Source organism: Amycolatopsis sp. CB00013, assembly GCF_001905755.1.
Lineage (GTDB): Bacteria > Actinomycetota > Actinomycetes > Mycobacteriales > Pseudonocardiaceae > Amycolatopsis > Amycolatopsis japonica.
Map to the genome: position 1 here is coordinate 145207 of NZ_LIWC01000006.1, position 21285 is coordinate 166491.

Annotated in this window: 22 protein-coding genes; 5 read left to right on the forward strand and 17 right to left on the reverse strand. The window is 69.5% G+C overall.

Going from position 1 to position 21285, the window contains the following annotated elements; translation table 11 throughout:
* Positions 1-21: 21 nt before the first annotated feature.
* From AMK34_RS34055 to AMK34_RS34065, 3 genes are all read right to left on the reverse strand, one after another.
* A complete protein-coding gene (locus tag AMK34_RS34055; RefSeq protein WP_038509364.1) occupies positions 22-564 on the reverse strand; it encodes a DoxX family protein in 543 nt (180 codons plus the stop codon).
* 77 nt (positions 565-641) lie between these two features.
* Positions 642-1466, reverse strand: a complete 825-nt coding sequence (locus tag AMK34_RS34060) for a DUF72 domain-containing protein (RefSeq protein ID WP_073848402.1) — start codon at positions 1464-1466, stop codon at positions 642-644.
* A 32-nt stretch (positions 1467-1498) separates the two neighbouring features.
* Complete coding sequence (locus AMK34_RS34065; RefSeq protein ID WP_038522644.1) at positions 1499-2404, reverse strand: 2-hydroxyacid dehydrogenase; 906 nt, start codon at positions 2402-2404, stop codon at positions 1499-1501.
* 62 nt (positions 2405-2466) lie between these two features.
* On the opposite strand from AMK34_RS34065, the gene AMK34_RS34070 reads away from it, so the two are divergent.
* Positions 2467-3690, forward strand: a complete 1224-nt coding sequence (locus AMK34_RS34070; protein ID WP_073848108.1) for a PQQ-dependent sugar dehydrogenase — start codon at positions 2467-2469, stop codon at positions 3688-3690.
* A gap of 6 nt (positions 3691-3696) precedes the next feature.
* Here AMK34_RS34070 and AMK34_RS34075 read toward each other — a convergent pair whose 3' ends face one another.
* The 6 genes from AMK34_RS34075 to gatC all read right to left on the reverse strand — a co-directional run bounded on the left by AMK34_RS34075 (position 3697) and on the right by gatC (position 9711).
* Positions 3697-5094 carry an alpha/beta hydrolase family protein gene (locus AMK34_RS34075; RefSeq protein WP_073848109.1) on the reverse strand — a complete coding sequence of 466 codons (1398 nt, stop codon included), beginning with the start codon at positions 5092-5094 and terminating at the stop codon, positions 3697-3699.
* A gap of 26 nt (positions 5095-5120) precedes the next feature.
* Positions 5121-5816 (reverse strand): cupin, encoded by a 696-nt coding sequence (locus AMK34_RS34080; protein ID WP_073848110.1) that lies wholly within the window; start codon positions 5814-5816, stop codon positions 5121-5123.
* Between the two features lie 77 nt (positions 5817-5893).
* Entirely contained in the window at positions 5894-6403 is a 510-nt protein-coding gene (locus tag AMK34_RS34085; protein WP_073848111.1) for a hypothetical protein, read from the reverse strand.
* Positions 6396-7901: an Asp-tRNA(Asn)/Glu-tRNA(Gln) amidotransferase subunit GatB gene (gene gatB, locus AMK34_RS34090; protein ID WP_073848112.1), complete on the reverse strand. Its 1506-nt coding sequence runs from the start codon at positions 7899-7901 to the stop codon at positions 6396-6398. Before gatB ends, AMK34_RS34085 begins: the two co-directional genes overlap by 8 nt.
* The gene (gene gatA / locus AMK34_RS34095) at positions 7898-9415 is read right to left on the reverse strand and encodes an Asp-tRNA(Asn)/Glu-tRNA(Gln) amidotransferase subunit GatA (RefSeq protein WP_038509349.1); all 1518 of its coding nucleotides are present in this window, start codon (positions 9413-9415) and stop codon (positions 7898-7900) included. Before gatA ends, gatB begins: the two co-directional genes overlap by 4 nt.
* Positions 9412-9711, reverse strand: a complete 300-nt coding sequence (gene gatC, locus AMK34_RS34100) for an Asp-tRNA(Asn)/Glu-tRNA(Gln) amidotransferase subunit GatC (protein ID WP_005162012.1) — start codon at positions 9709-9711, stop codon at positions 9412-9414. The genes gatA and gatC overlap by 4 nt, the downstream gene beginning before the upstream one ends.
* Before the next feature lie 244 nt (positions 9712-9955).
* Between gatC and AMK34_RS34105 the strand changes: the two genes are divergently transcribed.
* A complete protein-coding gene (locus tag AMK34_RS34105; protein WP_037341914.1) occupies positions 9956-10609 on the forward strand; it encodes an amino acid-binding protein in 654 nt (217 codons plus the stop codon).
* Positions 10610-10700: 91 nt separating this feature from the next.
* On the opposite strand, the gene vapC is transcribed toward AMK34_RS34105, so the two are convergent.
* Genes vapC through AMK34_RS34135 form a run of 6 tightly spaced genes read right to left on the reverse strand, consistent with a single transcriptional unit; the run spans position 10701 to position 15763 of the window.
* Positions 10701-11123, reverse strand: coding sequence for a type II toxin-antitoxin system VapC family toxin (gene vapC, locus AMK34_RS34110; RefSeq protein WP_073848113.1), 423 nt, complete (start codon positions 11121-11123; stop codon positions 10701-10703).
* On the reverse strand, positions 11113-11334 hold the full coding sequence (locus tag AMK34_RS34115; RefSeq protein WP_073848114.1) for a type II toxin-antitoxin system VapB family antitoxin: 222 nt from the start codon (positions 11332-11334) through the stop codon (positions 11113-11115). Before AMK34_RS34115 ends, vapC begins: the two co-directional genes overlap by 11 nt.
* A gap of 31 nt (positions 11335-11365) precedes the next feature.
* On the reverse strand, positions 11366-11860 hold the full coding sequence (locus tag AMK34_RS34120) for a GNAT family N-acetyltransferase (protein WP_073848115.1): 495 nt from the start codon (positions 11858-11860) through the stop codon (positions 11366-11368).
* Entirely contained in the window at positions 11853-13988 is a 2136-nt protein-coding gene (gene ligA / locus AMK34_RS34125) for an NAD-dependent DNA ligase LigA (protein ID WP_143202703.1), read from the reverse strand. The genes AMK34_RS34120 and ligA overlap by 8 nt, the downstream gene beginning before the upstream one ends.
* Before the next feature lie 10 nt (positions 13989-13998).
* Positions 13999-14703: a hypothetical protein gene (locus AMK34_RS34130; protein WP_073848117.1), complete on the reverse strand. Its 705-nt coding sequence runs from the start codon at positions 14701-14703 to the stop codon at positions 13999-14001.
* Between the two features lie 22 nt (positions 14704-14725).
* The gene (locus AMK34_RS34135; protein WP_073848118.1) at positions 14726-15763 is read right to left on the reverse strand and encodes a methionine synthase; all 1038 of its coding nucleotides are present in this window, start codon (positions 15761-15763) and stop codon (positions 14726-14728) included.
* 120 nt (positions 15764-15883) lie between these two features.
* On the opposite strand from AMK34_RS34135, the gene AMK34_RS34140 reads away from it, so the two are divergent.
* From AMK34_RS34140 to AMK34_RS34150, 3 genes are all read left to right on the forward strand, one after another.
* Positions 15884-16690 carry a phospholipid scramblase-related protein gene (locus AMK34_RS34140; protein ID WP_038509338.1) on the forward strand — a complete coding sequence of 269 codons (807 nt, stop codon included), beginning with the start codon at positions 15884-15886 and terminating at the stop codon, positions 16688-16690.
* Between the two features lie 707 nt (positions 16691-17397).
* The gene (locus AMK34_RS34145; RefSeq protein WP_073848119.1) at positions 17398-18435 is read left to right on the forward strand and encodes an MBL fold metallo-hydrolase; all 1038 of its coding nucleotides are present in this window, start codon (positions 17398-17400) and stop codon (positions 18433-18435) included.
* On the forward strand, positions 18432-18875 hold the full coding sequence (locus AMK34_RS34150; protein ID WP_073848120.1) for a GNAT family N-acetyltransferase: 444 nt from the start codon (positions 18432-18434) through the stop codon (positions 18873-18875). Before AMK34_RS34145 ends, AMK34_RS34150 begins: the two co-directional genes overlap by 4 nt.
* A 76-nt stretch (positions 18876-18951) precedes the next feature.
* Here the strand turns inward: AMK34_RS34150 and mnmA are convergent, their stop codons facing one another.
* Positions 18952-20043: a tRNA 2-thiouridine(34) synthase MnmA gene (gene mnmA / locus AMK34_RS34155; RefSeq protein WP_073848121.1), complete on the reverse strand. Its 1092-nt coding sequence runs from the start codon at positions 20041-20043 to the stop codon at positions 18952-18954.
* Positions 20044-20048: 5 nt separating this feature from the next.
* Positions 20049-21245 (reverse strand): cysteine desulfurase family protein, encoded by a 1197-nt coding sequence (locus AMK34_RS34160; RefSeq protein WP_073848122.1) that lies wholly within the window; start codon positions 21243-21245, stop codon positions 20049-20051.
* Positions 21246-21285 lie beyond the last annotated feature (40 nt).

Below are 21285 nucleotides of genomic sequence, written 5' to 3' on the forward strand. Positions count from 1 at the left end.
TAGTCCTCTCAATGCGAGCGGTCAGCGGCAGAGGACGATCACCACGACCGAAGCCGCGGCCGACAGGAGCAGTCCGATCAGCCCGAACGAAAGCGGCCGCTTCCGCCACGGGGTGTTGACGTCCAGCGCGATCCGCCCGGAACCCGCGAGCAGGACGGTCAGCGAGGCCGCGGCCAGCAGGAGCTCGAACTCGAAGCCCTGCCCCTGCTTCTGGAAGAACCCGCCGCCGAACTTCACGTAGACGATGTTCGCGCAGACGCCGAGCAGCGCGGCGGCGCCGATCGGGGTGAACAGGCCCACCAGCACGAGCGCGCCGCCGACCACCTCGCTGATCCCGGTGATCCACGAAAGCAGCGTGGTCTGGCTGGTGTAGCCGAAGTCGCCGAGTGCCCTGGCGAAGCCACCGACCCCAGGGCCGCCGAAGGCACCGAAGAGGTGCTGGAGCCCGTGCGCGCCCATCGTCACGCCGAGCACCACTCGCAGGACGAGCAGACCGAGATCGATCCCGCCCCTGGTCTCCGCCGGGCCGGGGCCGCTGTCGGCGTCGGCCACGTCCGAGATCATGCTGGTCTGATAGTCATCGCTCACGCGCGAAGGGTAGGGGAAACCGGCCCGTCAGGCGACCGAACCGCCGGAGCGGCTCAGAACAAGGTCGCGGGCTCGACCGGTTCGGGCTCCGGCAGCGGGTCGAGACCGGGCACCAAGGCGCGCACGTCGTCGTGGAAGCGGCGGGCGAGCGCCGGGGCGTCGTCGTTGTCGGGGGTGTGCACGAAGACCGTCGGCGACCGGCCCTCGCGCAGCCATCCGGCGACCACCTCGGTCCACGGCCGCCATCCCTCGACGGTCACTTCGGTCGCATCGCGGCCCAGGTAGCGGACGATCGGGCGGTCGGTGAGCGCCCGCGTCCGCCGCGGCAGACGGGGTTTCTTCGCCCAGGCGTCCTGCTCGGCTTCGCTGACGGGCGGACTCGCGAAGAAGACCGTGGTGTCGAACGGCACCCACTCGGCGCCCGCGTCGGTCAGTGCCGTCTCCAGCAGTGCCGTCGCGCGGGCGTCGCTGTGAAACCCGGGGTGGCGCACCTCCACGGCGCGCTGGAGACCGGCGGGGAGACGGCGCAGGAAGCGGCCGAGGGCGTCGACGTCCGGCGGGCCGAACGAGCCGGGCAGCTGGGTCCACAGGACCGCCCGCTCGCCGAGGGGTTCGATCGCGTCGAGGAACGCCCGCATCTCGGTCTCGACCCCGGCGAGCCGTTTCTCGTGCGTGACGACCTTGGGCAGCTTGACCACGAACCGGAAACCGGGACCGGTCTGCCGCGCCCACGTCTCGACGGTTTCCCTCGCGGGGGTCGCGTAGAAGGTCGTGTTGCCCTCGACCGCGTTGCACCAGCCGGCGTAGGCCCGCAGGCGTTCCCCGGCGGGCGACGACCGCGGCACGAACCGGCCCGCCCACGCCTTGTGCGTCCACATCGCGCAGCCGACATGAAGATTCGCCACGCCGATCAGTATTCGCCGTGGACCAGGTTCTTCGGCAACTCCCCGCCCAGATAGTGGCTCAGTTCCCGGACAACCACCGCGTAGGCGCGCTGCCGCCGCCCGCTCACGGCGCCCGCGACGTGCGGAGTCAGCAGCAGTCCCGGCACGTCCCACAGCGGGTGCCCCTCGGGCAGGGGCTCCGGGTCGGTGACGTCGAGGGCGGCGCGCAGCCGTCCCGACGCGAGTTCCGCGACGAGCGCGCCGGTGTCCACGACCGGCCCTCTCGACACGTTGACGAGGATCGCGTCGTCCGGCATCGCGGCCAGGAACTCCGCGTCGGCCATGCCCCGCGTATGCGGCGTGAGCGGCACCATCAGGACGGTGATGTCGTGATCGGGCAGCAGCCCGGGGAGTTCGTCGTTGCCGTGGACGCCCTCGCGGGCCGTCGCGCCCACCATCGTGCAGCGCACGTCGAACGTCTCCAGCCGGCGGCGCAGATGCCTGCCGAGGTCGCCCGCGCCGACGATGAGTGCCCGCTTGCCCTGCAGGGTGTCGGTGATCCGGCGTTCCCAGTGCTTCCGCCGATGGCCGTCGGCGAAACCGCCGAGATCCCGGTAGATCGTCAAGAGGACCGCGACGACCCACTCGGCCGAGCTCCCGCCGTGCGCGCCACGGCAGGTCGAGAGCAGCACGCCGTCCGGTACCTTGCCGACCCAGTCCTCGGCACCCGCCGCCAGCAGCTGCACGAGTTTGACGTTCGGCAGTTCGCGCCAGAGTTCCTCGCTGGGCCCCTCGCCGGTCACCAGGACCTCGGCCTCGGCGGCTTCGGCGGGCACCGGCTCCCCGCGGCGGTACACCACCGGACGCACGCCCTCGATCTCCGAAAGCGCGGCCACTCCCTCTTCGTCGGGCACGAGAACGGTCACAGTCATGATCACAACGGTATCGAGGAGCTCTTACCCGTGGCTCACGTACGCCCGCCTAGGCTGGGCCCGTGCGTACCCGGTACCGGCGGAAATGGACCGCGCCGCTGGCCATACTGGCCTGCGGCGCCCTGCTGCTCTCCGGTTGCGCCGAATTCGACAACACCGCCGCCGGGCAGAAGTTCACCCCGGTCAACCCGCCGTCCCCCGAGGTCCCGCCGCAGATCGGGCCGGGCGGTGAAGCGGGCGACGCCGGTCCAGGCCGGGGAAACGGGCCGAACCAGGCGCCGACGCCGGTCCCGCCGCCGCAGGGCTGCAAGGACTTCGACAAGGCCGTCATCGCGACCTGCCTGGACACCGTCGCCGCCGTGGCCGCGATCCCCGGCGACGGCACCGCGCCCAGCGCGCTCGCCGGAGAACGCAAGAGCGGCCGGATCCTGCTCGCCGCCGCGGAGAAGGACCCGGCCGACTGGGCGACCGTCCCCGTGGACGGCGCCGGCGACGGCGGCCTCACCTCGCTCGCCCTCTCCCCCGGTTTCGCGGAAGACCAGCTCGTCTTCGCCTACATCACCACGCCTACCGACAACCGGGTCGTCCGCCTGGCGAAAGGCCAGGCTCCGAAACCGGTGCTGACCGGGATCCCCAAGGGGGCCACCGGCAACCGCGGCGCGATCGGCACCGACGCCAAGGGCGCGCTCCTGGTCGCCACCGGCGACGCGGGCAACCCCGGGCTCGCGGCCGATCCGGCGTCGCTGGCCGGGAAGGTGCTGCGCATCGACACCTCCGGCAAACCGGCGCCGGGCAACCCCACGGCGGGTTCCGCGGTCTTCTCCACCGGCGTGCACTCCCCCGGCGGGATCTGCCGCGACCAGGCCGGTTCCCGGGTGTGGCTCACCGACCGGCTGGCCGACAAGGACGTCCTGTACCGGCTTCGCGGCGGCCAGCCGCTGACCACCCCGGCCTGGAGCTGGACCGACAAACCCGGTGTCGCGGGGTGCGCTGATTTCGTCGGCACCACCGGGTATCTCTCGATCACCACGTCCATCGCGGGCAACCTGCAGAACCTGCCGGTCACCCCGGACGGGGCGGTGACCGGCAAGCCCAACGTCGTCATGGACGGCAAGGTCGGCAAGCCGCCGAAGACCTTCGGCAGGCTGTCCGCGATGAGCATGGTCAACCCGCAGATCGCGCTCGCCGGGACGGTCAACAAGGACGGCGGTTCCCCGGTTTCGAGCGACGACCGCGTCGTCATCATCACGCCGTCGGCCAGTTCCGGCGGGGGCGGCAAGGACTGAGCGGCCCTAGCGGGACGGCCGCGGGTGGGGCGCCGGTGCGAACCGGGTGAACGACGGCGGCATCGCCTTTTCCTTGCCCTGCGGGTCGAACAGCTCCGGCACGAGCCGGTAGTCCGGGCCCAGCGCGTTCGCGGCGGCGGTGAGCCGGCGCGGTTCGGTGGACGGCCAGCGGCCGGTGTCCACGCGGGACAGCAGGGTGCGCAGCAGAACGATCTCCTCGGCCGCGTTGAACGAGCAGTGACCGCCCCGGTTCACGTAGGTCTGCCGCAGCAGAGCGGGATCGCCGTTGCGCCGGACCTGATCGCCGTACCACCGGGCCTGGCCGGCCACGGCGCCGCCGTCACCGGTGGTGTGCGTGGTCAGCACGGGTGCCGGCGTGATGCCGCGCGCCACGGTGATGCGCTGCATGTAGGCCTGCGCCTTCGGATCCGCCGAAATCCGCGGGGCCGCGGCGAGCCGGTCGAGGTCGGCTTCCAGATCCACGCCGCCCGTCCGGTAGGCCTGCCGGACCAGGTCGAGACCGGCGGACCGGACGAGCTGACGCCGGTAGTCGATCCCGGTGTTCGACGACGGGTTCCCGCCTGCCCGGCGCTCGATTTCGGGACGCGCACCCGGTCCGTAGCCGTACAGATAGGCGCCAGTGACCCACATCGCCTGCTGGGCCAGACGGTCGGCGGACGCCGTCGGCTCCGGCTCGTGGGCGAGCGCCCAGCCCGGGACGGTGCCCAGCGCTCCGGCCAGCGCGATCCGCGCCCGGCCCGCGTCGGTCTTCTGCGCTTCGGCCACGACGGCTTCGAGTGCCGCCTGCGCGGCCTGCGGATCACGCGGCCGGACCAGGTCGATGTCCGCGTCCGGCGCCAGCAGTGTCTTGAGCGCGAAGAGCATGTCCAGCGCACTGTTCCACGTGCCGTGCGCGTCGTACTCGCCGCACTGCGCCAGGACACCGTCGAACCGGCCCGGGTTGTTCTCGGCCAGCTTCAAAGAGATCACGGCGCCCATGGACATTCCGCTCGTGACGGTCCGCCGCGGTTTGCCCACGTTGGTCTCGAACCAGTCCAGCAGCGCGATCTGGTCGGTCAAGGCTTCTTCGATCGCGTGCCCGAAGGTGCCCTTGTAGTTCGACGCGGCCAGCGCGTAACCCTGGTCCAGCAGCCAAGACTCGGTCTCGGGTCTGGTGGCCAGCATGATCTGCTTCGGCGCCCACGGGTCCACGTAGAGCCCGTGGCTGTAGAGCACCAGCGTGCCGTTCCAGCGTTTCGGCACTTTGACCAGATAGTCGGCGCCGTCGATGGTGCCCTCGTGAATCCGGTGGCGCTCTCCGGCGGCCGCGGGCGCGGCGGTGAACAGCGCACCGAGGAGGACTGCGACGAGCACGGTGACGAGTGTCCTGCGTGAAGTGGTCATACAGGACAAAATAGGTGACCAAATGGTCACATGTCAATCCGGTACTCCGTCCGCCTCCCGCACATCCCGTAACCGTCCTCTTCGGACGGACCGGCGACCCGCACGCCGGACTGCTCCAAGTGGCTCGCGTCGCCGTTCGCGAGCGCCCTCAAATGCTCGCCGGTCAGCTCGGCGGCGGCCAGCGCACCGGATCGCCAGCGCGGGAGCCAGGCCTCGACCTTCGGCGCGACCAACGCGACGGCCGCGCGATGGAACTCCCTGAGCGGGCCGGGATCTCCCGCGACGAGCGCGTCCCGGATCGGCAGGTAGCCCTCGATCGCGAGGTCACGGCGACGACGGGCCGCGTCGTCGCCGGCGGGCATCGCGGCGGCCTTCGCGTACGCGTCCGGGTCGGCGAGAACCGGCGGCGGGAAGGTGAACACCGCGTCACCCGCTTCGGGCAACCCGCTGTTCTGCATGAGGACGGTGATGCGGAGTTCGTCGCGTTGCACCATCCGATGGACCGTGCCGGGCGCGAACCACGCGACGACACCGGCTTCGAGTTCGGTCTCCCGGTAGCCGCCGACGTCGAGCGTCTGCACAGCGCCGCGTCCGCCGGTGACGACGTAGGCCTCGGTGCAGGCGAGATGAAGATGCGGGCTGCCACCGCACACCCCGTCCGCGGCTTCCCATTCATAAGCGCACAGATGGGAAAGTCCGATACCGCCAGGAAGCGGGAACACGGTGACCTCCTCTTGAGAGAAAGCGCTTTCTCAATGCCCCTTCTCGCATTCAGAGGACTAAATGCGAGAAGGGGGACTCAGGGACGACGGGTGCGGGTCTCGGCACGCAGGCGCCGGACGTCGAAGAACGCCACGACGACGGAGACCGCGGCGGCCACCAGGCCGAGATAGCGGCCGAGACCGGTCCCGATCTCGATACCGGCGGCGGAAAGGATCCCGCGCTGGTCGGCGTCGAACTGCCAGTCGAGGGTGGTCCAGCCGAGCACCATCAGCAGCAGCGCGCCGATGGCCGCCATCAGCCACAGATGCGGCAGGCCCGCCCGGCGGACGGCGTCGACACGGCCGAACAGCACGACCGCGAGGCCGGGAAGGAACAGGAGGAACACCGGCGCCCAAGCGAGAAAACCGGAACGCCACGCGTCGCGCGTGACGTCGGTGGCGGGCAACGTCCTCAGCACGTCTTCGATTTCCGGGCGCGAGGCGGTCAGCGTCGTCCACGGAAGGAACAAGGCCACCAGCGCGAGCAGCCCGGCCGCGAGGCCGAGCCACTCACGCCAGGTGACCTTCTTCAAAGCGAGATCAGGCACCGACTCGCTCGACGATCAGTTCGCGCACGCGCTTGGCGTCGGCCTGGCCCTTGGTGGCCTTCATGACCGCGCCGACGATCGCCCCGGCCGCGGCCACCTTGCCGCCGCGGATCTTCTCGGCGACGTCGGGCTGCGCGGCCAGCGCCTCGTCGACCGCCGCGATGAGCGCGGAGTCGTCGGAGACGACCTTCAGGCCGCGCTTCTCGACGACCTCGGACGGCGATCCCTCGCCGGCGAGCACGCCCTGCACGACCTCCTTGGCCAGCTTGTTGGTCAGCTCACCGGCGTTGACCAGCGCGATGACCTCGGCCAGCTGCGCGGGGGTGATCGCCAGCTCGGCCAGCTCGATCTCGCGGGAGTTGGCCTCCTGCGCCAGCGTGTTGACCCACCAGCTGCGGGCCTCGTCCGGCGTCGCGCCCGCCTCGACGGTCGCGGCGACCAGGTCGACCGCGCCGACGTTGAGCAGGTCGCGCAGCGCCTCGTCGGTCAGGTTCCACTCCCGCTGGATGCGCTTGCGGCGCTCCGACGGCATCTCCGGCAGCGTCTTGCGCAGCTCCTCGACCCATTCGCGCGACGGCGCGATCGGGACCAGGTCGGGCTCCGGGAAGTACCGGTAGTCCTCGGCGGTCTCCTTGGTACGGCCCGACGACGTGGTGCCGTCGGCCTCCTGGAAGTGCCGCGTCTCCTGCTTGATGGAGCCGCCCTCGGCGAGGATCGCCGCCTGGCGGGTCATCTCGTAGCGCACGGCGCGCTCGACACTGCGCAGGGAGTTCACGTTCTTGGTCTCGGTACGCGTGCCGAACTCGGTCGCGTCCTTGGCCATCAGCGAAACGTTCGCGTCGCAGCGCAGGGACCCCTGGTCCATGCGGACGTCCGAGACGTCCAGCGCGCTCAGCAGGTCACGCAGGGCGCTCACGTACGCACGGGCGACCTCGGGGGCGCGGCCGCCGGTGTGCTCGATCGTCTTGGTGACGATCTCGATCAGCGGCACGCCGGCGCGGTTGTAGTCGAGCAGCGAGTGCTCGGCGCCGTGGATCCGGCCGGTGGCGCCGCCGACGTGCAGCGACTTGCCGGTGTCCTCCTCCATGTGGGCACGCTCGATCTCGACGCGCACGACCTCACCGTCGTCCAGCGTCACGTCGAGGTAGCCGTTGAAGGCGATCGGCTCGTCGTACTGCGAGGTCTGGAAGTTCTTCGGCATGTCCGGGTAGAAGTAGTTCTTCCGGGCGAACCGGCACCATTCGGCGATCTCGCAGTTGAGCGCGAGGCCGATGCGGATCGCGCCCTCGACCGCCTTGCCGTTCACGACCGGCAGCGAACCGGGCAGGCCGAGACAGGTCGGGCACACCTTGGTGTTCGGCTCGCCGCCGAACTCGTTGGCGCAGCCGCAGAACATCTTGGTGTTCGTGTTCAGCTCGACGTGCACCTCGAGGCCCAGCACCGGGTCGAACCGCTCGATGACGTCGGCGTAGTCCATCAACTCAACCACGGCGGTCACTTCTTTCCTCCCAGCTCCGGAACCTCGTGCACCAGCGAGCCACCGTTGGCGGCGTCGCGCGCGACCTCGTAGGCGGCGCCGACGCGGTACAGCCGGTCGTCGGCCATCGCCGGGGCCATGATCTGCAGGCCGACCGGCAGGCCGTCCTCATGCGACAGTCCACTCGGGACACTCATCGCGGCGTTGCCGGCGAGGTTCGACGGGATGGTGCAGAGGTCCGCCAGGTACATCGCCATCGGGTCGTCGACGCGCTCGCCGATCTTGAACGCCGTGGTCGGCGTGGTCGGCGAGACCAGCACGTCCACCTTCTCGTACGCGGCTTCGAAATCGCGCGTGATGAGCGTGCGGACCTTCTGCGCCGAGCCGTAGTACGCGTCGTAGTAGCCCGAGGAAAGCGCGTACGTGCCGAGCATGATGCGGCGCTTGACCTCGGGGCCGAAGCCCTTCTCGCGGGTCAGCGACATGACCTCTTCGGCGCTGTGCGCGCCGTCGTCGGACACGCGCAGGCCGTAGCGCATGGCGTCGAACCGGGCGAGGTTCGACGAGCACTCGCTCGGCGCGATCAGGTAGTACGCGGGCAGCGCGTAGGTGAAGTTCGGGCACGAGACCTCGACGACCTCGGCGCCGAGCGCGCGCAGCTGCTCGACGGCGGCCTCGAACGACCGCAACACGCCCGGCTGGTAACCGTCGCCGGCGAATTCCTTCACCACGCCGACGCGGACGCCCTTGAGGTCACCGGTCAGGCCCTGGCGGGCCGCGGCGACCACCGGCGGGACCGGCGCGTCGATCGAGGTCGAGTCCATCGGGTCGTACCCGGCGATGACCTCGTGCAGCAGGGCGGCGTCGAGCACCGTCCGCGCGCAGGGACCGGCCTGGTCGAGCGAGGAGGAGAAGGCGACGAGACCGTAGCGGGAGACACCGCCGTACGTCGGCTTCACGCCGACGGTGCCGGTGACCGCGCCGGGCTGGCGGATCGAGCCGCCGGTGTCGGTGCCGATCGCGATCGCGGCCTCGAACGCCGCGATGGACGCCGAGGAGCCACCGCCGGAACCACCCGGGATGCGGGCGTGGTCCCACGGGTTGTGGGTCGGGCCGAACGCGGAGTTCTCCGTGGAGGAGCCCATCGCGAACTCGTCCATGTTGGTCTTGCCGAGCACCACGACACCGGCCTCGCGCAGCTTGCGCGTCACGGTGGCGTCGTACGGCGGGATCCAGTTCTCCAGGGTCTTCGAACCGACCGTGGTCGGGATGCCCTTGGTGGTCAGCACGTCCTTGAGCGCCAGCGGGACACCGGCGAGGGCCGACTTCGGCGCCTTGCCCTCGGCGACGTCGGCGTCCACCGCGCGGGCGGCTTCGAGCGCGCCCTCGGTGTCGACGTGCAGGAACGCGTGGATGTGGTCGTCGACCTCGGCGATCCGGTCCAGGTGGGCCTGTGCGACCTCGACGGCCGACACCTCACGGGACTGGATCTTCTCCGCCAGCTCGGCGGCGGTGAGCTTGATGAGTTCGGTCACTGTTCTTCTCCCAGAATCCGCGGCACCCGGAAACGACCCTCTTCGCTGGCCGGCGCACCGGCCAGCGCCTGCTGCTGGGTCAGCCCCGGTCGGACCGTGTCCTCACGGAACACGTTGGTCAGCGGCACGGCGTGCGACGTGGGCGGGACATCCTCGCCTGCGACCTCGCTCACCTTGGCCACCGAGTCCAGGATCTGGTCGAGCTGGCCTGCGAAGACGTCCAGCTCCTCTTCGGTGACGGCAAGCCTGGCCAGCTTGGCGAGGTGTGCGACCTCGTCGCGGGAAATGTTGGGCACGCGGGTGACTCCCGGGGTGTGCTGTGCGGGTTCTGTCGGAAGCTGCAAGTCTATGGTGGCGGCGTCAGCGAACTCGACTGGGTTATGCCGCGGCCTGCGCTCCCATGTCGGGTAAGGAGTGCCTGGTTCGTTATCCCGCGCCCCGGACGTCGGGTCCCATTACCTCGTCCGGTCTGTCACAATCGGCGCCCGGCGTAGCGCGTTCCACGGCGAGGCTGGGACGCCTGAGGCGAGAGGGGCGCGTGTGTCGTTCCTGATCCGGGTCCAATTACCGGACACCCCGGGGACCCTCGGCGCGGTCGCCACCGCGCTCGGCACCGTCGGCGCCGACATCCTGAGCGTGGACGTCGTCGAACGGGGCGGCGGTGTCGCCATCGACGACCTCGTCGTCGAAATCCCCTCCGGCAGGCTGCCGGACGCGCTGATCACCGCCGCCGAAAGCGTCGACGGGGTCGAGGTCGACGCCGTCCGGCCGTACGCCGGGGTGCTGGACACCCATCGTGAACTCGAACTGGTCGAGGAGATCGCCGCGAAGCCCGCTTCGGGGCTGGAGATCCTCGCCGAAGGTGTGCCGAGGATCATCCGGGCGGGCTGGGCCGTCGTCGTCGAGCACGCCGAGGCCGGCGCGATCCGGCTGGCGTCGTCCAACGCCGCGCCCGAGACGCCGATCACCGACCTGCCGTGGCTGCCGTTGGAACGCGCCACCATCCTCGACGCCGAAGAGGCGTGGGTGCCGGAGACCTGGAAGGAACTGGGGACCGAGCTCGCGGCGACGCCGCTGGGGAAGCCGGGGAAGGCGCTGCTGGTCGCACGGCCGGGCGGGCCGAACTTCCGGGCCGCCGAGGTGGCGCGGTTGGCGCACTTCGCCGGCATCGTCGCGGTCGTGCTGGACAGCTGACCTCCGCGTTTCGCTCACTGGATGTCATGAAAGGGCCGTTCAGGACATTTTTCGTCCTGAACGGCCCTTTCATGACATCGGAGGGCTCAGCTCACGAGTCGAAGATCGCCTCGGCTCGAAGTTCGGGTACGACCTCGGCGATACGCACGTAATCGACATCCTTGTGGATCAGTACGGCCTTGTGCCGTACCGCCACCGCCGCGATGAGGCAGTCCATCGCGGACCGGACCCGGTGGCCGTCCGCACGGACGGCCCGGGAGATCTCCGCCGCGCTCCTGAAGTCGATCGCGGGATCGACGCCCAGGTTCACGAAGCCGGCAAGGGTCCTCTCGAGACGCGGGAGAGCCTCTGCGCTCGCTCCCGCGAGCAGTTCCATGGCGATCGGCTCCGAGGTCACGATCATCTTCGGTTGCGCGGCGAGCTCGACGACCAGATCCCTCGCGCGCGTGGCGCGTTTGCGCAGGAAGTCGATCCACACCGAGCTGTCGATCAAGCAGCGTTGTTCAGGAGGCATCGCGCCACTTGCGGTCCGGGGAATCGTCGCGCATCTCGTCCAGGTCCGCTTCCCAGCCGATCCCTTCCAGCGCCAGGATGTCGGCGGTGGTGATCACCGGAGCAGCCTTGCGCAACGCGAAATCCACCGCGTCCTTCTTGGTCTTGAATCCATAGCGATGCATCACGGCAGCGACCAGCTCGTCATCGATGTCGATATTGGTCCGGCTCATACACCAACGATACACCAACAAGGTGTATAGCTCAGAGCTCCAGGCGGTACGCGATCAGGGTCACCCCGGGATGCGGCTCCCAGTCCCGCTCGGGCAGCCGCACGAAGCCGAGCCGCTCGTAGAGCCGGTGGGCCCGCGTCATCGTCTCCAGGCTGCACAGCACCACCCTCGCGACGGCGAGTTCCCGCGCCCGCGCGATGACCGCCCTGGTCAGGGCCTCACCGATACCGCGCCCGGTCGCCGAAGGCAGCACCCCGAGCATGCGGAACTCCAGTTCGCCTTCGCGGGACAGCTCGGCGAACGGCGTCCCCGGGTGGGCGATGGTGACCGTGCCGACGAGCGTGCCGTCCCCGTCCACCGCGACCAGCAGTTCCGCCAGCTCCGCCCGCCGGGCGGCGTCGAGCAGCTCGGTGGCGTAGCCCACGCCGTCGACGAGGTTCCGCTCCGCCGAGTACGCGGCCAGCGTGAGCTCGCCGACGGCCGTCAGCTCCTCCGGCCGCGCGGGCCGGATCTCCAGGTCACTCACCGCTCTCCTCCTCGCCGGTCGGCAGCGCGAGCTCGGCCGCGGCCTCGGGCCCGTCTTCCAGCAGCACACGGAAGCCGTTCTCGTCGAGCACCGGCACCTTCAGCTGGACGGCCTTGTCGTACTTCGTGCCCGGCGCGTCGCCGACGACGACGAACGCCGTCTTCTTCGACACCGAACCGGCCGCCTTCCCGCCGCGGGCCATGATGAACTCCTTGGCCTCGTCACGGGAGTAGTCGTTCAGCGAGCCGGTGACGACGATGGACAGGCCTTCGAGATTGCGCGGGACGGACTCGTCGCGCTCCTCCTCCATCCGCACGCCCGCCGCACGCCATTTCTCGACGATCTCACGGTGCCAATCGACTTCGAACCATTCCTTCGCGGCTCGCACGATGGTCGGGCCGACACCGTCGACGGCGGCGAGCTCCTCTTCGGAGGCGTTCTCGATCCGTTCCAGTGAACCGAATTCCCGCGCGAGCGCCTGCGCGGCCGTCGGGCCGACGTGCCGGATCGACAGCCCGACGATGACCCTCCACAGTGGACGATCCTTGACGGTTTCCAGGTTGTCCAGCAGTTTGCGCCCGTTGGCCGAGAGCTCCCCCGCCTTGGTGCGGAACAGCTCGACCTGGAGCAGCTTCTCCTCGTCCAGGTCGAAGATGTCGCCCTCGTCGTGCACGACGCCGGCGTCCAGCAGCGCCACCGCGGCCTCGTACCCGACCACCTCGATGTCGAAGACGTTCCGGCTCGCCAGGTGGAACAGCCGTTCCCGCCGCTGCGCCGGGCAGAACTGCGCGTTGGGGCAACGGATGTCGATGTCGCCCTCCTTCTGGTACGCCAGTTCGGTGTCGCAGTTGGGGCAGCGCAACGGCATGACGAACTCGCGCTCTTCGCCGGTGCGCGCGTCGGCTACCGGCCCGAGCACCTCGGGGATGACGTCGCCCGCCTTGCGGATGACGACCTTGTCCCCGATCAGCACGCCCTTGCGCTTGACCTCTTCCTGGTTGTGCAGCGTCGCCATCGCGACCGTGGACCCGGCCACCTTCACCGGCTCCATCACCGCGAACGGGGTGACCCGCCCGGTGCGGCCGACGTTGACCTGGATGTCCAGGAGCGTGGTGATCGCCTCTTCCGGCGGGTACTTGTAGGCGATCGCCCAGCGCGGCGCGCGCGACGTCGTGCCGAGACGGCGCTGCAACGCGACCTCGTCGACCTTGATGACGACGCCGTCGATCTCGTGTTCGGCGTCGTGCCTGTGCTCTCCCCAGTACCGGATGTGCTCCAGCAGCTCCTTGCCGGACGTCAGCACCTTGCTGTGCGGCGAGACCGGCAGGCCCCACGCGGCGAGCGCGTCGTACGCCTCGGACTGGCGCTTCGGCTCGAAACCCTCGCGTTTGCCGAGGCCGTGGCAGATCAGCCGCAGGTTGCGCGACTTCGTGATCTTGGGATCCTTCTGCCGCAACGATCCGGCGGCCGTGTTGCGCGGGTTCGCGTACGGATCCTTGCCCGCCTCGACCATTTTCGCGTTCAGCGCCAAGAAATCCTCGACGCGGAAGAACACCTCTCCGCGGACCTCGACCAGTGCGGGCACCGGGAACTCGTCCGTCGCGGTCAGCCGCTCCGGCACCTGCTCCAGCGTGCGGACGTTGAGCGTGACGTCCTCGCCGGTGCGGCCGTCGCCCCTGGTCAGCGCGCGGGTCAGGCGGCCGTTCTCGTACAGCAGGTTGATCGCGAGCCCGTCGATCTTCAGTTCGGCGAGGTACTTCGTCGCGCCGATCTCCTTCTGGACCCGCTCGACCCAGGCCTCGAACTCCTCGGTGTCGAAGACGTTGTCGAGGCTGAGCATGCGCTCGAGGTGGTCGTGCGCGACGAACTCGGTGGAGAACGTGCCGCCGACGTTCTGCGTCGGCGACTCCGGCGTCACCAGCCCCGGATGCTCGTCCTCGATGGCCTGGAGTTCGTTGAGCAGCTCGTCGAACTGGCCGTCGAACACGATCGGTGAATCCAGTACGTAGTACCGGAACTGGTGGCCGCGGATCTCCTCCGCCAGCAGGGCATGCCTTTCACGGACGTCGGCGGGCACGTCCGTGACGTCCTGTGCGGACTCGAGGTTTTCGGGAAGTTCGCTGCTCACGGGGGTAACCCTAGTCGGGGGTACCGACATTTCCGGGCTCCGGTGAACCGAGTCCGCCGACCATTTCGCGTAGTTCGAGCAGGGTCAGCTGTCCGTCCTGGGCCTCGGTCACCAGCTCGACCTTGCCGAGGCGTTCGGCCGCGACACGCTCACCCAGCGTGGCGTCCAGCGGCAGGAACGTCATGGTCGTCCGGGTCTCCGGCGCCAGCTCTTCGATCAGCGGATGGAACACGGTCACGTCCACCCGTCCGGCTGATTCGTCCACCTTCGCGGTCACCCGGACGTCGGCGAGCGCGATGCGGGTCTCGCCGAGGTTGACGGTGACTTCACTCGGATCGGGGACGGGCGGCACGGAGTCGTGGTACTCCCAGATCGCGTCCTCCGGCGGCGCCGCGGCCTTCCACGCGTCGGTGTACGGGCGCAGTTCCGGATCCTCCTGGCCGGTCAGCACCAGCGAGTAGATCGCCCGGTGCCCACGATCGAGGGAGAAGTGCAGCCGGGGATGCAGCGCCTCGACGATGGTGCAGAGGTCGTGTTCCACCCGATGCGGTTCACGGTCGCCGAGGGCGGCGCTGACCTCCGGCAAGAGCGCGAACCACGCCTCCCAGAACGTCGCCGCCGCGGCGGCCGCGTCCTCGGGGACCGGCTGCTCCGGCCAGGCGGTGCGGGGGTCGGGAACGTCCTCGGTCTTGCGGGAACGGCGGAACAAACGCATGACGGGCACGCTACCGCGCCGCTCACCAGCCTTCAGGCGGTTCGGTGAAAGCCTTGCCGGACTCACGGCTGAGCGTGAGCGCGCGGCGCATCCACTCGGGAGTGGCACCCGCGAGGCCGCACGCCGACGTCGGCACGACCTGTTCCGCCAGGATTTCGCGGCGGAAGCCGAGCCGGTCGACGAGCTTGAGCACGGGCGAGACCACGTCACGCAGTTCCACCGGCACGCCGGGGTCGGTGGTGGGGACGAGGCCGAGCATCAGCGTCGTGCCGGAGTCCAGCGTCTCGCCGATTTCGTCGAGCAGCGCGGGCGAAGCGCCCTTCAGCAAGGCGAAGTCGAACGCGATCGCTTTCGCCCCCGCCGCGCGCAGCAACGAGATCGGCGGTTTTTCGGCGCAGCAGTGCACCGCGACCGGCTGGCCGGTGATGCGCTCCGCCCCCGAGATCACCGTCGACAGCAGCTCACGGGCTTCCGGCGCGGGCACGGCGGGAACGGTGCCGTAGCCGGACGCCGTCGGGAGATCGCCGGCGAGGACAGCGGGCAGCGACGGCTCGTCGAACTGGATCACCACCGGCGCGCCGATGCGCGATTTCAGTTCCTCGACGTGGCCTGTCAGTCCGTCGAGCAGCGAAGCGGCGAAGTCACGCAGTGCACCCCTGTCGGTGAGGACCCGGTGCCCGCGCGGGAGTTCGACGTTCGCGGCCAGCGTCCACGGCCCGGCGACCTGGATCTTGAAGGCGGGCGGCGCTGCGCCTGCCTTCTCCCTGGCTTCCTGGACGGCGTCGAGGTCCCAGTTCATCAGATCGAGGGCCCGGCGGTGATCATGCCCGGGACGGGCGGTGACGCGGTAGCCGCTCGGCACCACCTCGACGGCGAGGTCGACCAGCAACCCCGCCGTCCGGCCGATCATGTCGGCGCCGACGCCGCGGGCGGGAAGTTCGGGCATACAGGGGAATTCGGGCAGTTCGCCGAACACGATCGAAGCGGCCTCGACCGGATCGGTACCGGGCAGGGAACCGATCGCGGTGGCCGCGCCAAGGGGCCAAGGTCGTTCGTTCACACCCGGATTCTCCCCTTGGTCCGAGTGTGCGGGGAGGCGGGGCACGGGAGGACACGGACATTCGACGCAATTGCCGTCGACGAGCCCGAGACGGCACCGAGCGCATTACGCTGACCTGCCATGACGAGCTCTCCACAGCCCGCCGGCTGGTATCCCGACCAGCAGAACCCCCGGATGTACCGGTGGTGGGACGGGCAGGCCTGGACCGCGAACACGCGGCCGTCGCACGACGCCGAGATGATCGAGCTGGACATCGAAGGCGCGGCCGACCCGAACAAGATCCGGGCGCAGGCGGCGCGGGGCACCCAAGGCCGGGCCACCGGCGTGGTCGGCGGCGGAACGCTGTTCTCCGAACCCGTGCTCGTAGTCAACCAGCGCGCGAAACTCATCGAGATGTCGAACGAGTTCGGCGTGTTCGACCAGAACGGGAATCGCCTCGGCGGCGTCGTCCAGGTCGGGCAGAGCACGTTGAAGAAGGCCATCCGGCTGCTCACGAACTACGACCAGTTCCTGACCCACCGCTTCGAAATCCGCGACGCGAACCACAGCACCGTGCTGAAGGTGACGCGGCCCGCGAAGGTGTTCAAATCCCGGTTCCTGGTGACGAAGGCCGACGACTCCCCCATCGGGGAGATCGTGCAGGAGAACGTCTTCGGCAAGATCCGGCTGGGTTTCGTGGTGAACGGCCAGAAGGTCGGCGGGATCTTCGCGGAGAACTGGCGGGCGTGGAACTTCGTGATCAAGGACCACGCGGACGTCGAGATCGCGCGGATCACCAAGACCTGGGGCGGTTTCGTGAAGGCCGCGTTCACCACCGCCGACAACTACGTCGTCGAGATCCACCGGCCGCTGCGGGATCCGCTGGCGTCGATGGTGGTCGCTTCGGCGCTGACGATCGACACCGCGCTGAAGCAGGACGATCGCTGACGGCCGTCGTACCGGCAACCCGTGTCCCCAATGTGGCATTGGGGACGATCAGCGTCTCCAATGCCACATTGGGGACATCACCCGACGGGGCTCTCTTCTGTTTTGGACTTGCACGAGCGCAATAATCTGGCCTCAGACGAGTCCCGCGTGTCGAGCCGAACATGTCACAACAGGCTTCTACGCCGCACCGCGCAGCTCGTCCACATCCTCCTCGTACGGCCGTCGAGGAGGCTCCCCTGGCTTCTCGACTCTGCCGAGCAAATGCTCGCGCAGTACTTCAGGGGGTGGAGGTGAAGGCCCATGGCACAAAAGGGCCGCAGTAACCGGTTCGCCATCAGAGTCAGGTTCGAACTGACCCTGACGGCGAACCACGTGGTAACCCTGGGCATGCTGGCACTGTTAGGCCTAGCAACCTTGTACCAGCACTGACCTGGGCAATTCATCGCCGGGGCTGTCCAGTCGGATGGCTCCGGCGATGACTTGTAAGGTCAAAGACGCGACCTCATCGGCGCCACTGTAACCCCGTTGGTCTGCGTATACGCAACACATCGCCCGGCATGTTCTGCACTGATCTGCATTGCCCTGCAACGTGGACCAAACGCCAAGTGACCGGGGTCTCACCCCGCTCAAGTGGACACTCGGCTTCCGGCGGCACAAAGTGGTGGGACTGGGCGGCACACCGGAGTGCGTCCGGGACGGAGGTCACCATGGAGCCGTTGCCGGAAGACGGCGAACGGGACTGGGCCGAGCCAGGCGTCTACACGGTTTCGCCGGGGGTCCATCGGATCCCGCTGCCCTTGCCGCACGACGCGCTGCGCGCGGTCAACGTCTACGTCGTCACCGACGGCACCCGCCTGGTCCTCGTGGACTCGGGCTGGGCACTGGAGTCGGCACGCGAACGACTTTCGCGCGGGCTGAAGGCACTCGGTGCCGGTCTCGGCGACATCGACGAGTTCCTGATCACCCACGTGCATCGCGATCACTACACGCTCGCCGTGGAACTGCGCCGCGAATTCGGCGGAAAACTCGGGCTCGGGAAACGGGAAGAGCCGTCGCTGGTGCGCTCCGGCGATCCGGACCGGTTCCCGATGGAGGCGCAGGTCGGCCTGCTCCAGCGTTGTGGCGCGGATCCCGTCGTCGAGGAACTCGCCAAGGCCTTCGGCGGCGTGCGGCACACCGAGGCGCATCTGTGGGAGCAGCCCGACGAGTGGCTCGTCCCGGGGAAACGCGCGATCGTGCCCGGCCGCGAGTTCGACGTCGTGCACACGCCTGGTCACACGGACGGGCACGTCGTCTTCGTCGACGACGAGGCGAGGCTGGTGTTCTCGGGCGACCACGTGTTGCCGCACATCACGCCGTCCATCGGCTTCCAGCCGGTGCCCACCGAATTGCCGCTGAGCGACTACCTCGATTCCCTGCGTCTGGTGCGTGAGATGCCGGACCGGCGCATGCTCCCGGCGCACGGCCCCGTCACCGACAGCGTCCACGCCCGCGTGGACGAGTTGCTGGAGCACCACCGCGACCGGCTCGAAGTCATGGGCGCCGAGATCTCCGCGGACGTCACGACGGCGTACGAGGTCGCGCTGCGGCTGGGCTGGACGCGCAAGCAGCGCAAGCTGCCCGACATGGACCCGTTCAACCAGATGCTCGCCGTCCTCGAGACCGGTTCGCATCTGGATCTGCTGGTGGCCCAAGGGAAACTCACCTCGACCGAAACCGGCGGGGTGCGACACTACGCGTCATGATCATCCGTCAAGCGCGCCGGGAAGACGTCGCGGCGATCGTCGGGATGCTCGCCGACGACCAGATCGGCAGCACCCGTGATTCGGCCGACGACCTCACGCCGTACCTGAAGGCCTTCGAACAGATCGACGCCGATCCGGCGCAACTGCTGATCGTCGCCGACGACGACGGGGAGGCCGTCGGCACGCTCCAGCTGTCGATCATTCCCGGCCTGGCCAGGAAAGGCGCGCTGCGCGGGCAGATCGAGGCGGTCCGGGTGCGGGCGAGCCATCGCGGCTCCGGCCTCGGCGGCGAACTGATGACGTGGGCCATCGACGAATCACGGCGGCGTGGCTGCGCGCTGGTGCAGCTGACGTCGGACGTGAAACGCGAGGATGCGCACCGGTTCTACGAACGCCTCGGTTTCGAGGCGACGCACACCGGCTTCAAGCTGAAGTTCTAGCCCCTGCCCGCATTTAGTCCTCTGAATGCGGTAGTTGCACGCGCAAGGACCGCATCCAGAGGACGAAATGCGGGGGTTAGCGAGTCCCGGAGATCTTCGCGCTGCCCAGCACGAGGTCGCCTTCGGCGGCATCGGTGCGGTACAGCACGACGACCTGCCCCGGAGCGACGCCGCGCAGCGGCTCGCGCAGCTGAATGGTGACCGAGTCGCCGGAGACCTCCGCGACGGCCTCGACGATCCCGCCGTGCGCACGCACCTGGACGACGCATTCCGTGGGCCCGTCCAGCGGCCGCTCGCTCGGCCAGATCGGGCGGTCCGCCTCGATCACGTTCACGCCGAGATCCCGCGCGGAACCGACCTTCACGGTGCCCGAAACCGGCTCCAGCGAGAGCACGTAGCGCGGTCGCCCGTCCGGCGCCGGCGCCTCGATGCCGAGGCCCTTGCGCTGGCCGACGGTGAAACCGTGCACCCCGGTGTGCTCACCGAGCACGGCGCCGGTCTCGGCGTCGACGAGCTGCCCTGGACGCTGCCCGAGCCGCTTCTCCAGGAAGCTCTTCGTGTCGCCGTCGGGGATGAAGCAGATGTCGTGACTGTCCGGCTTCTTCGCCACCGACAGACCCCGGCTCGCGGCCTCGGCGCGGACGTCGGTCTTCCACGAATCACCCAGCGGGAACAGCGAATGCCGCAGCTGCTCCGGGGTGAGCGACGCCAGCACGTAGGACTGGTCCTTGCCGGAGTCGACGCTGCGCCGAAGCTCCGGCACACCGTCCACAAGGGACAGACGGGCGTAGTGCCCGGTGGCGACGGCGTCGAAGCCGAGCGCCATCGCCTTGTCCAGCAACGCCTCGAACTTGATCTTCTCGTTGCAGGTGACGCACGGGTTCGGCGTCCGGCCGGCGGCGTACTCGCCGACGAAGGTCTCGATGACCTCTTCGGTGAAGCGCTCGGCGAAATCCCAGATGTAGAAGGGGATGCCGAGGATGTCGGCGGCTCGCCGAGCGTCGCCGGAGTCCTCGATCGTGCAGCAGCCGCGGGATCCGGTGCGCAGCGTGCCGGGCTTCGCCGACAGCGCCAGATGCACGCCGACGACCTCGTGCCCGGCGTCCACGGCGCGCGCGGCGGCCACCGCCGAGTCCACTCCCCCGCTCATCGCGGCCAGTACGCGCATCTTCCTCACACCTCTTGCTTCTGCGTCTGCTTGCGCATTCCGGCGAGTCCCGCCTGCCTCGCCCTGTCGACGACGCCCGCGATCTCCTTCGAAACCGCTTCAACGTCTTCCGGCGCCGAGGTATGCCCGAACGAGAACCGCAGCGACCCGCGCGCGGCCGCGGGTTCGGCACCCATGGCCAGCAGCACGTGGCTCGGCTGCGCGACACCCGCCGTGCACGCCGATCCGGTGGAACATTCGATGCCCTTGGCGTCCAAGAGCATCAACAGGCTGTCCCCCGCGCAACCGGGGAACGTGAAGTGGGCGTGCGTGGGCAGGCGCTCGCCCTCGCCACCGTTGAGCACCACGTCCGGCACCTCGCGCCGGACGGCCTCGATCAGGTCGTCGCGCAGCTCGGCGACGCGTTTCGCGTACTCCTCGCGTCCCTCGACCGTGGCCTTGACCGCCGTCGCGAAAGCGATCACCGCGGGGACGTCCAGCGTGCCCGAGCGCACGCTGCGCTCCTGGCCGCCACCGTGCAGCACCGGCACGCACGCCGTGTCGCGTCCGAGCAGCAGCGCGCCGACGCCGTACGGGCCGCCGAGCTTGTGCGCGGTGAGGGTCAGCGCCGCGGCGCCGCTTTCGGCGAAATCGACGGGTACCGCGCCGACGGCCTGGACGGCGTCGGTGTGCAAGGGGATCTCGTGCTCGGCGCAGACGGCGGCGAGTTCGGCGATCGGGTTGACCGTGCCGACCTCGTTGTTCGCCCACATCACGGTGACCAGCGCGACCGTCTCGGGGCTGTCACCGATGGCGGCGCGCAGCGACTCCGGGGTGACCCGGCCCGCCTCGTCGACCTCGACCCAGCCGATCTCGGCGCCCGCGTGCTGCTCCAACCACTCGACGGACTCGAGGACGGCGTGGTGCTCGACGGTGCTGCACAGCACCCGGCGGCGCTGCGCGTCCTCGCCGTTGCGGGCCCAGAAGATGCCCTTGACCGCGAGGTTGTCGCTCTCCGTGCCACCGGCGGTGAAGATCACCTCGGACGGCCGGGCGCCCAGCGCCTCCGCGATCACCTCGCGGGCTTCTTCGACCCGGCGGCGGGCGCGGCGTCCCGAGGAATGCAGCGCGGAGGCGTTGCCCACTGTGGACAGCGCCTCGGACATCGCCGCTACGGCTTCGGGCAACATCGGGGTGGTCGCCGCGTGGTCGAGATAGGTCATCGCATCCTTCAGGGTAGCCCGTTCCGGGGCGTGACCAAGC